The 14132-nt window shown below is 33.9% G+C and carries 11 protein-coding genes; 9 read left to right on the top strand and 2 right to left on the bottom strand.

Annotated features, from left to right (window positions below):
- The first annotated feature begins 13 nt into the window (after positions 1 to 13).
- From ACTJIW_RS16725 to ACTJIW_RS16715, 3 genes are all read left to right on the top strand, one after another.
- A complete protein-coding gene (locus ACTJIW_RS16725; protein WP_440716180.1) occupies positions 14 to 784 on the top strand; it encodes a tetratricopeptide repeat protein in 771 nt (256 codons plus the stop codon).
- Between the two features lie 98 nt (positions 785 to 882).
- A complete protein-coding gene (locus tag ACTJIW_RS16720; protein ID WP_440716181.1) occupies positions 883 to 2637 on the top strand; it encodes a BatD family protein in 1755 nt (584 codons plus the stop codon).
- Positions 2638 to 2699: 62 nt separating this feature from the next.
- Positions 2700 to 3446 carry a tetratricopeptide repeat protein gene (locus ACTJIW_RS16715; protein WP_073410354.1) on the top strand — a complete coding sequence of 249 codons (747 nt, stop codon included), beginning with the start codon at positions 2700 to 2702 and terminating at the stop codon, positions 3444 to 3446.
- 78 nt (positions 3447 to 3524) lie between these two features.
- On the opposite strand, the gene ACTJIW_RS16710 is transcribed toward ACTJIW_RS16715, so the two are convergent.
- Both ACTJIW_RS16710 and ACTJIW_RS16705 read right to left on the bottom strand, forming a co-directional pair.
- Positions 3525 to 4094: a 5-formyltetrahydrofolate cyclo-ligase gene (locus ACTJIW_RS16710; protein WP_440716182.1), complete on the bottom strand. Its 570-nt coding sequence runs from the start codon at positions 4092 to 4094 to the stop codon at positions 3525 to 3527.
- A complete protein-coding gene (locus ACTJIW_RS16705) occupies positions 4081 to 5061 on the bottom strand; it encodes a succinylglutamate desuccinylase/aspartoacylase family protein (RefSeq protein WP_440716183.1) in 981 nt (326 codons plus the stop codon). The genes ACTJIW_RS16710 and ACTJIW_RS16705 overlap by 14 nt, the downstream gene beginning before the upstream one ends.
- Before the next feature lie 138 nt (positions 5062 to 5199).
- On the opposite strand from ACTJIW_RS16705, the gene uvrC reads away from it, so the two are divergent.
- From uvrC to ACTJIW_RS16675, 6 genes are all read left to right on the top strand, one after another.
- Positions 5200 to 6993, top strand: a complete 1794-nt coding sequence (uvrC, locus tag ACTJIW_RS16700) for an excinuclease ABC subunit UvrC (RefSeq protein WP_073410351.1) — start codon at positions 5200 to 5202, stop codon at positions 6991 to 6993.
- 9 nt (positions 6994 to 7002) lie between these two features.
- A complete protein-coding gene (locus tag ACTJIW_RS16695; protein WP_274251669.1) occupies positions 7003 to 9285 on the top strand; it encodes a patatin-like phospholipase family protein in 2283 nt (760 codons plus the stop codon).
- A gap of 318 nt (positions 9286 to 9603) precedes the next feature.
- Positions 9604 to 10761 carry a homogentisate 1,2-dioxygenase gene (locus tag ACTJIW_RS16690; RefSeq protein ID WP_440716184.1) on the top strand — a complete coding sequence of 386 codons (1158 nt, stop codon included), beginning with the start codon at positions 9604 to 9606 and terminating at the stop codon, positions 10759 to 10761.
- Between the two features lie 189 nt (positions 10762 to 10950).
- A complete protein-coding gene (gene hppD / locus ACTJIW_RS16685; RefSeq protein WP_073410348.1) occupies positions 10951 to 12111 on the top strand; it encodes a 4-hydroxyphenylpyruvate dioxygenase in 1161 nt (386 codons plus the stop codon).
- Between the two features lie 297 nt (positions 12112 to 12408).
- The gene (locus tag ACTJIW_RS16680) at positions 12409 to 13182 is read left to right on the top strand and encodes a DUF3108 domain-containing protein (protein ID WP_440716185.1); all 774 of its coding nucleotides are present in this window, start codon (positions 12409 to 12411) and stop codon (positions 13180 to 13182) included.
- Positions 13179 to 14120: a tryptophan 2,3-dioxygenase family protein gene (locus ACTJIW_RS16675; RefSeq protein WP_012022820.1), complete on the top strand. Its 942-nt coding sequence runs from the start codon at positions 13179 to 13181 to the stop codon at positions 14118 to 14120. The genes ACTJIW_RS16680 and ACTJIW_RS16675 overlap by 4 nt, the downstream gene beginning before the upstream one ends.
- Positions 14121 to 14132 lie beyond the last annotated feature (12 nt).

The following is a 14132-nucleotide window of genomic DNA, read 5'->3' as shown; positions in this document are numbered from 1 at the left end:
TAAAAAAATTAGAATGAAAAATTTACTTCTTTATATTTTACTAACGCTTTCTTTTGCAGCTGCTGCTCAGGAAAAAGACAAGACATTGCCTGATGCCAATGAAGAATATAAGCAGAATAAATTTACTGAAGCAGAGGCCAATTATAGAATTTCGGCGTCAAAATTTTCAAAACGCGCTGCCGGGTCTTACAATTTAGGAAACTCAATTTACAGACAAAACCAGCCTTCTGAAGCAAAATACGCTTACGCTAATGCCATAAAAAGAGCTAAAACAAGACCAGAAAAGCATAAAGCTTATCACAATCTTGGAAATGTTTTTATGAAAGAGAAAGATTATTCGCAGGCTGTTGAAGCATACAAAGAGGCTTTACGTAACGATCCAACCGATGATGAAACACGTTACAACTATGCGTATGCAAAACAAAAGCTAAAAGAAAATCCGCCTAAAAACGATAAAAACAAAGACAAGAATAAGGATAAGGACAAGGATAAAAACAAAGATAAAGACAAAGACAAGGACAAAAATAAAGACAAGGATAAGGACAAAGACAAGAAAGACGATAAAGGCGACAAAGACAAGGACAAAAAAGATGGCAAAAATGATCCTAAAAAAGATGACAAGTCTGACAATAAAGGAGAACCAAAACCAATGCCTGGAGGAATTTCAAAAGAACGTGTTCAGAACTTGTTAGATGCCGTAAACAACGAAGAAAAGAAAATTCAAGATAAAGTAAACGCTCAAAAAGTAAAACCTAATACTAAAAAACCAGAGAAAGACTGGTAAAATAAGTTGAATCGTTTAATCGTTATTAATTTGTTTATTTATTAAACAATTTGGCGAATAAACGATTTAGCAGTTAAACAAACAATGATCAAACATTAATGAAAAGATATCTAATTCTATTACTACTCGCTTTTCAAGGCCTTATGGCTCAAGTTCAATTTGAAGCCAAAGTAAGCAAAAACACGCTTGGACTTAACGAAAGACTCCGTATTGATTTTATTATGAATGTTGACGGAGATAATTTTGATCAGCCTGCATTTGAAGGTTTTAAACTTGTAGCCGGACCAAGCCAGCAAATCAGCCAGTCTTGGATTAACGGACGCAGCTCTTTTCAAAAAGTGTACTCTTATATTTTACAGCCTGAAAAAAAAGGAACTGTTATTATCAAACAAGCAGCAATAGAATATAACGGCCAGATTTATAAAACGTCTCCCATAAAAGTTACAGTTACGAATGCTGTAGCACAGGAACGAGATCCAAATGATTACAGACAGCAAGGCGGTGCATCTGGAAATGAATTACTACAATTAGTTGCAGAAGTCTCTAAAACAACTCCGTACGTAAACGAGCCTATTACAGTTGTTTACAAATTGTATTTTAATGAAATTGGTGTTACCGGATTTAGAGAACTTGCTAAACCTAAATACAATGATTTCTGGAATCAGAATATTGATATCAAACAATTGGTAATGGAAGAAGGCAGTTATCAGGGTCAGAGATGTCATTATGTAGTATTAAAGAAAACTATTCTGTATCCTCAAAAATCAGGAAGATTAACAATTGAACCTCTTTCATTGGATATTGGAGTACAGCTGCCAACAAACCGCCGTGATATGTTTGGCCAGATGATTATTGCCGAAGACAATAAAATTGTAACTACCGGAGCTAAAGGAATCAGTGTAAGACCGCTTCCTGAAACTGGCAAACCAGAAGGTTTTACAGGAGCAGTTGGTAAATTTAATTTTACAGTTACTCCGTCAAGAACAACATTAAAAAGCGGAGAAGGTTTAGATTTAATTGTGAGTGCTTCAGGAACAGGAAACATGAAATTGTTTACACTTCCAAAACCTGTTGTTCCAAATGCATTAGAAATGTATGATCCGGTTCATGATGAAAAAGTAACCACGTCATTGTCTGGAATGTCTGGAAAAATAACCGACAAATACACTATTATTCCGCAGTATAAAGGAAAATACGCCATTAAACCAATGACGTTCTCATATTTTGATTTGAGTACAAATTCATATAAAACCATAACTTCTCCAGAAATTATGGTCGATGTTTTAGACGGTCCGACTTTAGCAGAAGCAAACCCTTCTACTGCATCTAAAAATGTTATTACAAAAACAGAACAGTTTAAATATATTAAACCAAAAACAACTTTAGTAAGCATTGCTAAAAATGATTTTTATGGTTCAGATTTGTATTATGCTTTGTTATTCTTCCCATTTGCTATTATTCCGATCATCATTTTGGCTAAGAAGAAAAAAGAAGCGATTGATAGTGATGTAACTGGAAACAGAATCAGAATGAACAATAAACTTGCGAAGAAATATTTATCGCAGGCTAAAAAACAGCTTAACAACAAAGAAGCTTTTTATATTGCTCTGGAAAAAGCAATGCATAATTTCTTAAAAGCAAAACTGCATATTGAAACAACTGAAATGAGTAAAGATAATATTCGTGAATTGCTTTTATCAAGAAATGCAAACCCTGAAACGGTTCAAAATTTCATTAATTTGACTGAAAACTGTGAATTCGCACGTTATGCTCCGGCATCAAGCGCTTCGATTCAGCAGGATTATGATAAAGCGGTTTTAATTATTTCAGAATTAGAAAAGCAAATCGTTTAGTTTTTAACTTAAAAATCAAACCCGACAGGTTTTAAAAACCTGTCGGGTTTAACTAGATAATAATGAAAAATATACTATATCTCTTTTTATTAATCTCACAGGTTTTCTTTGCTCAGAGCAGCTTTGAAAAAGGAAATGCTTTGTACCAAAAGGGACAATATCAGGAAGCTGTTCAGGTTTATGAAGATATTATTAAAGAAAACAAACAGCAGTCAGCAGAGTTATATTTTAACCTGGCAAATAGTTATTACAAACTAAATAAGGTTGCTCCTTCTATCTATAATTATGAAAAAGCATTGGTACTAAAACCAAATGACCCTGAGACTTTGAATAACCTGAAATTTGCCAAAAAACTAACAATTGATGAAATTAAAGAAGTTCCAAAAGTAGGTTTTGCAAAACTGATTCAAAACTTTACCAGCATTTTTGATTACAATCAATGGGCAAAAATTTCTGTTGCTATTGCCTTTTTGTTTTTGCTTAGTTTTATTGGTTATTATTTTTCACAGCTTACCCTTACTAAAAGAATTTACTTTATTGCAATGTTCATTTTCTTAGTAGCAATATTATTAAGTGTTTCGGCCGGAATGTCTGAAAAAAACCATTTTGACAATGATCGTCCTGCCATTGTATTTTCTGAATTAAGCGAAGTTCGAAGCGAACCGCAAAAAGCAGGTTCTGCCATTATATTACTTCATGAAGGCGCAAAAGTCTATGTTATGGAAACCGTTGGAAAATGGAAAAAAATAGAATTAACAGACGGTCAGGAAGGCTGGATTGATGCTTCGACCATTAAGGAAGTAAAGTAAGCTTAAATCTCAATAAAAAAAATCCCAAATTCCAACTTATCAATTCTGGAATTTGGGATTTTCTTTTTTACATTGTTTTTAAAAAGTATAGATTTTTAAAGGCGTCACGCAATAATCCAGTTTTATATCAGATTCAAAAACGTCATCAATCTGATCAACCGATTCAAAGAAAGAAAGACCGATTTTTATGGTTTCGGGTTTACAATTGGCTAAGAATTTATCATAAAATCCTTTTCCGTAACCAATTCGGTTTCCAAAAACATCAAAAGCTAAAAGCGGTACAAAAACAACTTCTATATTTTCTGTTGGAACAGGAAGTCCGTTTACCGGCTCCGGAATATTGTATTCGTTTTTTTTGATTTTGGTATTATCCGTCAATAAAAAATGAGACATTTCTCTGGTTTCAAAATCACTTTTTGAAATCACAATTTCTTTATCTTTTCCAGAAAGTAAATGCAGAATAAACTCCGTATCGATTTCTTTTTGTTCCACAATAGGAAGAAAAACATGATAATAGGTTTTATCCCAAATAGGCATCTGAATCAAATTATTGGCTGTAGCCAGACTTTTTTCTTCGATATCACTTTCAGAAAGTGCTGCCCGAAGTTTTTTATAATGAAGTCGTAATTCTTTTTTATTCGTCGGCATTTACAGGAGAATTTTTAGATATATGATAAATTGCATCGCCTTCGTAAACAATTGGTGAATGATTGGCATTAATAACATATCCGTCATGCGGCGCTTTTACTTTCTGCTCAAACTTTCCAAACGGATCTGTAATTATAGCTAAGATAGTACCTTTGGTTACAAACTTACCCGCCATATTATAATCATGCAGCAAACCGGAGCATTTTGCACGCAGCCAAACTGAATATTTTATATAGATAGACGATTCTAAAGCTGGCTCTACAATATGTTTAAGATCCAGCATGTTTAAATAATTCAATAACCGCTTCGCTCCTTTCACTCCTTCATTGGCGACAGCATCATTTATATCAAGCGATTTTCCTCCTTCAAAAAGCAGCATTTTAATATTCGCTTTTTCGCAGGTATTTCTAAAAGAACCTCCAATATTTTTTGAATACAAAGTAAAAGGCGCATTAAAAATATCAGCCAGTAATTTCAACTCCATGTTATTTTCGGTAATTCGAATCTGCGGTACATTAAAACGGCTTGCGCCTCCGGCATGAAAATCGACTGCATAATCTATAATGGGTAAAATCTGTTCGACAATATGAAAGGCAAATCGGCTTGCCAAAGAACCTTTTTTACTTCCGGGAAAAACACGATTTAAATCGCGTCCGTCAGGAAACTCGCGGGATTTATTCACAAAGCCGTACATGTTGATAATTGGAATACAAATAATTGTTCCTCTCTGCGGACGGTTTATTTTTTTACTGATGATTTGTCGAACAACTTCTACACCGTTTATTTCGTCGCCGTGAATTCCTGCCGAAAATAAAACAACCGGACCTTCATGCTTTGAACGACGAACAATTACAGGAATATTGAGTTTTGTCGTAGTATGCAATCGCGCTATTTCGACATTTATGGTTTTATGTTCTCCCGGCAGAATCGACTCGCCAAAAATAACCAAGGGCTTACTATTTTTCATGCAGAATTATAAAATCTAAATATAGAAATTATTCTTTTGATTTCGTAAATTTGAAACTAAATCAATGTTAAGCTTTTTTCCAGAAAATCGGAATGGTTTTTGAAAACGCTAAACCTCTATCTTCAGAAATAAAACAGAATGTCAAAACCGTCCTTAGATCTTCAAATTCTCACCTTGCCGGATAATCCCGGCGTCTATCAATATTATGATAAAGACGGGAAAATTCTATATGTCGGCAAAGCCAAAAATTTAAAAAAAAGGGTTTCCTCCTATTTCAATAAAATTCACGATACAGCCAAAACAAATGTTTTAGTTAAAAAAATCGTGACTATAAAACATATCGTCGTTCCTACTGAAACTGACGCGCTTTTATTAGAAAATAATTTAATTAAAACATTACAGCCTAGATATAATGTTTTACTGCGTGATGATAAAAGCTACCCTTGGATTTGTATTAAAAAAGAACCTTTTTCGAGAATATTTTTAACACGAAGAATGGTAAAAGACGGATCTGAATATTTTGGTCCGTATACTAATTTCAAGATGGTTTATACCATTTTGGATTTAATAAAAGAATTGTATCCGTTACGAACCTGTAATTATGACTTGAGCCAGTCTAATATTGATTCCGGCAAATTTAAAGTTTGCCTTGAATATCATATTGGCAATTGCAAAGGTCCGTGCGAAGGTTTAGAACCTCTGGAAGAATACCAGAGACAAGTCAATGCGATCCGCGAAATTCTAAAAGGAAATTTCAAAGAAAGTTTAAAGGATTTTAAAAAACTGATGAACAATTATGCGCAGAATTTACAATTTGAAGAAGCGCAGAAAATCAAAGAAAAAATAGAAGTTCTCGAAAATTACCAGTCAAGATCGACAATTGTAAATCCGAAAATTACCAATATTGATGTATTTTCGATTGTATCTGATGAAAGTGCTGCGTATGTTAACTTTTTACAGATTTCTCATGGATCGATTATTCGTTCGCATACTTTAGAAATGAAGAAAAAGCTGGACGAAAGCGACGAAGAACTGCTGGAACTGGCGATTATTGAACTTCGTGAACGTTTCCAGTTGATGTCAAAAGAAATAATTGTTCCTTTTGAAATTGATTTGGGCGAAAACATTAAAACAACCGTTCCCCAGCTTGGAGATAAAAAGCAGATCCTGGATTTATCAATTCGAAATGCAAAATTCTACCGAATCGAACAATTAAAACAATTACAGATCGTAGATCCTGATCGTCACGTAAATCGAATTATGGCGCAAATGCAGAAAGATTTACGACTTCCGGTTGAACCTCGTCATATAGAATGTTTTGATAACTCGAATATTCAGGGAACAAATCCTGTTGCGGCCTGCGTAGTTTTTAAAGACGGAAAACCAAGCAAAAAAGATTACCGTCACTTTAATGTAAAAACAGTTGAAGGCCCTGACGATTTTGCTTCGATGACCGAAATTGTGTATCGCCGTTACAAAAGATTATTAGATGAAAATCAGCCTTTACCGCAATTAATTATTATCGATGGTGGAAAAGGACAATTATCATCGGCTTTAAAAAGTATTGACGAATTAGGTTTAAGAGGTAAAGTTGCGATTATTGGAATTGCAAAACGCCTTGAAGAACTTTTTTATCCCGGAGATTCGATTCCGCTTTATTTAGATAAAAAATCCGAAACCTTAAAAGTAATTCAACAATTACGAAACGAGGCACATAGATTTGGTATTACATTTCACCGAGACAAACGAAGCAAAGCTGCGCTTAATTCTTCGGTAGAAAGTATTCCCGGCATTGGCGAAAAAACCATGCTTACATTAATACAACATTTCAAAAGTGTTAAAAGATTGAAATTAGCGACAGAAAAAGAAATATCTGCCGTTGTCGGAGTATCAAAAGCAAAAAAAATTGTCGACTTTTACAAAACCAATTAGCAGATTTTTATGCGCCTAAATCAACATTCTAACGTAACTACCCGATCAAAAGGATTCTTTTTAAATTCTATTTGCATCGCGTCGTATGTATTTTTTATGCTGCTAATACTGTTTCCCGAAACTTCTTTTTCTCAGGAAATAAAAAAAGACAGCGTAAAAAGACCTAAAATTGGTTTGGTTTTAAGCGGTGGCGGCGCCAAAGGTTTTGCACATATTGGAGTTTTAAAAGTTTTGGAAGAAGCCGGAATCAAAATTGATTATATTGGCGGAACAAGTATGGGATCTGTAATTGGCGGACTTTATGCTTCTGGCTACAATGCATCTCAAATTGATTCTATTTTCAAAAAAACCAATTTCGACGACCTTATAAACGATTATATTCCGCGTTCATCTAAAAATTTCTATGGAAAGAAAAATGATGAATTATATGCAATAGTACTTCCTTTCAGTAATTTTAGAGTCGGCATTCCCGAAGCACTTTCAAAAGGAATGTACAACTACAATTTATTGAGCAGTTTAACGAGAAACGTTCGTCATGTACGTGATTTTAATAAACTGCCAACTCCATTTTTATGTATCGGAACTAATATTGAAACCGGCGAAGAAGTTTTGCTTAACAAAGGAAATCTTGTTCAGGCTATGATGGCCAGTGCTGCTTTTCCGTCTTTGTTTACTCCGGTAGAAATAGACGGCAATTTGTTAGTTGACGGTGGTGTTGTAAACAATTATCCTATAAAAGAAGTTCGAAATCTTGGCGCAGACATTATTATTGGTGTTGATGTTCAGGATGATTTAATGAAACGAAAAAATCTAAAAAACGCAACCCGAATCCTGGTTCAGATTACCAATCTGCAGTCTATAGATAAAATGAAAAACAAAATAAAAGATACGGATGTTTACATAAAACCTGACATTCGTGATTATGGCGTAATTTCATTTGACAAAGGCGAAGAAATCATCCGAAAAGGTGAGGAAGCAGCTTTTGCTGTTTACGAAAAAATCAAATCATTGGTAAATGAAGATAACTTTTATAAAAAACCAAAATTAAAAGTTGCTACAGATACACTTAAAATTGAAAAAATAAATTCTGATCCATTAGATAATTATACGAGAGAGTACATTCGAGGAAAACTTCGCTTTAAACCCGGAAGCACAATTACGTATGACGATCTTAAAACGGGAATCAATAATTTAAATGCAACTCAAAACTTTAGTACTATTTCTTATTGTCTTCAGCCAAACGGAGAGAAAGATGATTTGGATTTGGTTTTAAAAGAAAACCCTACTCAAACCTTTCTAAAACTAGGGCTTCATTATGACGGACTTTACAAAAGTGCTGTTTTATTAAACTTAACTCATAAAAAGACTTTCTTAAAAAATGATGTTACTTCGCTTGATATTATTTTGGGAGATAATTTTAGATACGATTTAAATTATTATGTCGAAAATGGCTTCAATATAAGTTTCGGTTTCCGTTCAAGATTAAATCAGTTTAATAGAAATGTTACAACGAGTTTGAGCGGTCTAATTGCAGAGAATCAAAATCTAAATTTGATTAATGTTGACTTCATGGATTTGAGCAATCAGGCTTATTTTCAAACCATTTTTGTGCAAAAGTTCTTAATGGGCGGTGGTTTAGAATATAAATATCTTAAGATAAATTCGCCAACACTTTCTAATGCCGAAAACATAATTGACAAAAGTAATTATTTCAGCGCCTTTGCTTATTTAAAGTACGATTCGTTAGATGATAAATATTATCCAGGTTCTGGTTTATATTTCTCTACAGACTTACAAACCTATTTAGCATCATCAGATTATACCGGGAAGTTTAAACCTTTTTCAATTGCCAAGGCCGAAATCGCTGTTGTAAGACCATTATTTAGAAAAGCAACAATAAAAATTGGAGCCGATGCAGGGTTTAATATTGGCAGTGACAGCGTTCCGTTTTTCGATTTTATACTGGGAGGTTATGGATATAATAAAATTAACAACTTTAATTATTTCTATGGATATGACTTTTTAAGTATTGCCGGAAATAGTTTTATAAAAGCTGACATTGCTTTAGACTACGAAATTTTAAAAAAGAACCATATTAGTCTTTCGGCTAATTTTGCCAATTTAGGAGATGATATTTTTTCTTCTGTTGACTGGGTTTCTATGCCAAAATATACAGGATATGCCGTTGGTTACGGTTTAGAAACCATTATTGGTCCAATCGAAATAAAACAATCCTGGTCTCCAGAAATGTCAAAAAGTTTTACGTGGTTTAGCATTGGGTTTCAATTTTAGTAGTATAACCGAGAATACTTCAATAAAATCTGTCTATTTTTTTTACTTCATAAAAATTATATCAAAAAAACTAAGTTATTTTATAGTTATAAATAATATAATTTTTATTTTTACTTCGAAAAAATTACGACATTTGTTATAATGAAAACAAATTGGACAGGTTTATTAGAGTATCTTCAATTCCTCATAAAGAGAAATCCTGAGTAATGGCTCTATCGAATTGAAATAATCAGTTAATTGAAAAATTAAACTGGTTATTTATCTCTGCAATTCAAATTTTCGAATTATCTAATTTATTAATTATCTAATTGAAAAGCCATGCCACTATATCATAAACTTGGGGATTTTCCTCAAAAGCGACACACTCAATTCGAAAAACCAAACGGCGGATTTTACTACGAACAGTTATTTGGAACCGAAGGTTTTCACGGACATTCGTCTCTGTCTTATCACGTACACAGACCAACGCAGGTTAAGGAAATTTTAAACTCATATTCGGTTGAACCTAAAATTGCAATCGGAAAAAATATAAAATCACTTCTTTTTAAAGGTTTTGAATTAAAACCTGAAAATGATTTTCTGGACAGCCGAAAAGCCATGTTAGTCAACAAAGACTGTATTATTGGTCTGGCTGCGCCGAAAGAATCGCTTCGAAATTATTTTTACAAAAATGCCGATGCCGATGAAATGCTTTTCATTCATAGAGGAAAAGGAAAATTAAGAACCATGTTAGGAAATATTCCGTTTGAATATGGCGATTACCTAATTATTCCGCGAGGTATTATTTATCAAATCGATTTCGAAACAGAAGATAACCGACTATTTTACGTAGAATCGTATTCTCCTTTTTATACTCCAAAACGTTATAAAAACCAATCTGGCCAGCATTTAGAACATTCTCCATTTTGCGAGCGTGATTTTATTCTGCCAAATGAATTGGAAACGTATGACGAAAAAGGTGATTTTCTAATCAAAATCAAAAAAGAAGGAATGATCCACGAAGTGGTTTATGCCACACATCCGTTTGACGTTGTAGGCTGGGACGGCTTCAATTTCCCATACGGATTTTCAATTCACAATTTCGAACCTATAACGGGGCGTGTTCACCAACCGCCTCCGGTACACCAGACTTTTGAAACAGCAGCTTTTGTTGTTTGTTCATTCTGCCCGAGACTTTACGATTATCATCCTAAAGCCATTCCGGCACCATACAATCACAGCAATATAGATTCTGACGAAGTACTATATTATGTTGATGGTGATTTTATGAGCCGTAATAATATTGAGCAAGGGCATATCACTTTACACCCAAAAGGAATTCCACACGGACCAGCGCCTGGCGCAATGGAACGCAGTATTGGTCACAAAGAAACTCAGGAATTAGCCGTAATGGTGGATACGTTCCGTCCACTTATGGTTACTGAAGAAGCTATGGGATTGGATGATGGTCAGTATTACAAATCTTGGGTTGAATAAATTCACTTTCGATCTAACCGCAAAGTTCGCAAGGATTTTACGCAAAGATCGCCATGAATAACTTAGCTCCCGATAACTATCGGGATTGCGATTTGCCTTTGCGTACTTTGCAGTTAAAAAAAATCAAATCTTAAAACAACACTTCGGCCAAATCAATTAAACGATTAACCGATTAAACAAATAAACATCATGTCAAAAGAAGTTAAATCAGTAGAATACGGATTAGAAAAAATATTTGAAGGAGCGCAAGACTTCCTTCCATTATTAGGAACAGATTATGTAGAATTTTATGTGGGAAATGCCAAACAAGCTGCACATTATTATAAATCTGCATTCGGATATCAATCATTGGCTTATGCCGGATTAGAAACTGGAGTAAAAGACAGAGCGTCTTATGTTTTGAAACAAGATAAAATTAGAATTGTTTTAACTACGCCATTAACAGCTGATTCTCCAATCAACGAACATTTAAAAAAACATGGCGACGGAGTAAAAGTTGCAGCACTTTGGGTTGAAGATGCTACAAAATCTTATGAAGAAACTATGAAACGCGGTGCGCGTTCTTTCATGGAACCAACTGTTGAAGAAGATGAATTTGGTCAGGTGGTTCGTTCTGGAATTTATACTTACGGAGAAACCGTTCATATTTTTGTAGAAAGAAAAAACTATAATGGCGTTTTCTTACCAGGTTACAGAGAATGGAAATCTGACTTTAATCCAGAATCAACCGGATTAAAATATATCGACCACATGGTTGGAAACGTAGGCTGGAACGAAATGAATACTTGGGTAAAATTCTACGAAGACGTTATGGGATTCGTGAATTTCTTATCTTTCGATGACAAACAAATTACTACAGAGTATTCTGCTTTGATGAGTAAAGTAATGTCAAACGGAAACGGAAGAATTAAATTCCCAATCAACGAACCGGCAGAAGGAAAGAAAAAATCGCAGATTGAAGAATATTTAGATTTTTATGGCGGACCTGGAATTCAGCACATCGCCATTGCTACAGATGATATTATTAAAACCGTATCGCAGCTAAGAGCCCGCGGTGTTGAATTTTTATCTGCTCCTCCTCATACCTATTATCAGGCAATCCCTGAGAGATTAGGTGTTCATATGGATATGATGAAAGAAGATTTAAACGAAATTGAAAAGCTGGCTATCATGGTCGATGCAGACGAAGATGGTTATCTTTTACAAATATTTACAAAACCGGTTCAGGACAGACCAACTTTATTCTTCGAAATTATTCAAAGAATGGGTGCAAAAGGATTTGGTGCAGGGAACTTTAAGGCTCTGTTTGAATCAATTGAAAGAGAACAGGAATTGAGAGGAACTTTGTAAAAATGCATTATTTTTACATTATGCAAAAAAAATCCCTATAAAATGATGATTTTTATGCAAATGTTATGTTAAACTTACTATTTGCTATTTTTTTTATCGACTTTGTATCTATCTTTGCACTCGCAAATCAAGAAGGGGTGGTTTCCTTCTGAATTGATATAAATTTCATAATTTATAGTTTTTTGGTTAGTTAATAGCATAAAAACTCAGTCTTCTTGACTGAGTTTTTTTGTTTTAGTACATTTGGAATAGAATTTGCATTTCTCTATCTTTATAATAGAATGTAAAAAATGTACTATGAAAAAGTTCGTCCTCATTATATTAATTCTCTCTACATTAAGTTTCGACACACAAAAGGAAGACGCTTTTAATACAGGAGAATATTTCAAATTTAGAATTCATTACGGAATTGTAAATGCCGGCTATGCTACTCTCGAAGTCAAAGATGCGACCATAAATAACAAAAAAGTGCATCATGCTGTAGGCAAAGGTTATACGACTGGTATGTCAAAATTTTTCTTTAAGGTTGAAGATCTTTATGAGAGTTATTTTGACAAAGAAACCGGAGAACCGTATCGTTTCGTTAGAAAAATTGACGAAGGGGGTTATACCAAAAATCAAGAAGGTTTTTTTAACCAAAATGAAAACAAAGTTTTAGTAAAAGATTACAAACGAAAAACTGAAAAAACGATCGTAATTACTGATAATGTGCAGGATATTGTATCGTCTTTTTACTTTTTAAGAAACCATCCGAATATAGACAAATTAAAATCGGGTGAAGCGATTACAATCGATATGTTTTTTGACGACGAAATCACAAAATTTAAGTTAAAATATGTAGGCCGTCAAGATATTACAACTAAATTTGGAACCGTTTCCTGCATGATTTTTAAGCCTCTTGTTCAAACCGGAAGGGTTTTTAAAGAAAAGGAAAGCTTAACACTCTGGATAACAGATGATGCAAACAAAGTTCCAATTAGAATTAAGGCAGATCTTGCTGTTGGATCTCTAAAAGCAGATCTCGATGAATATAAAGGACTTCAAAGTCCGCTTAAAGTAAAAAACAAATGAACCTAACTGATAATTCAGAATCAATTTTAAAAGAAATTGATCTTAAATTTCAAGCTATAAACCAAAAAACTGACGTTCAGTTAGAAGGACTGCTTTGGTCAAAACCAATCACTTATTGGGATTACATTCAAACAGATGCTCTTCTAAATTTACAAATACAACGCACCACACTTCCTGACGAAATGGTTTTTATCATGTACCATCAGGTAAATGAATTAATCTTTAAAATGATTTTGTGGGAAATTGACCAAATCGCCGACCAACAAAATATTCAGGTTGATTTTTTCAGCGAAAGACTTTCCAGAATTACTCGTTATTTTGATATGCTTACCAATTCGTTCAGCATTATGGAAAACGGAATGGAAGTAGACCAGTACATGAAATTTAGAAATACGCTTACTCCTGCAAGCGGATTTCAAAGCGCACAATATAGAATGATTGAATTTGCTTCTACTGATGTTATCAATTTAACAGACCGCAGATACAAAGCAAACTTTGACGAAAATACAGATCTTGAAACAAGTTTTGAACATTTATATTGGCAGGCCGCTGGAAAAGATTACCATACCGGCGAAAAATCATATTTGCTTAATGAGTTCGAAAAAAAATACAAAGACCAGTTTTTAAAACAAATTGCTACATTTAAACCAAAAAATATTTGGCAGAAATTTACTCAGTTACCAATTGAAGATCAGCAGAATCCTGAATTAATCAAAGCAATGCGCCACTACGATTACACAGTAAATATTACCTGGGTAATGCAGCATTTAAATACCGCCAGAAAATATATTTTAGAAAGCGGAAAAGGCAACGGTGAAGCAACTGGAGGAAGCGACTGGCAAAAATATATGCATCCAAAATACCAAAGACGCATCTTTTTTCCTAAATTGTGGACCGAAGAAGAATTGTCCAATTGGGGAAATGAAAATCCACTATAATTTCCTGCAAAA

It is taken from the genome of Flavobacterium sp. 22659, from assembly GCF_052044235.1.
Lineage (GTDB): Bacteria > Bacteroidota > Bacteroidia > Flavobacteriales > Flavobacteriaceae > Flavobacterium > Flavobacterium johnsoniae.
This window is presented reverse-complemented; position numbering and strand designations above follow the sequence as displayed.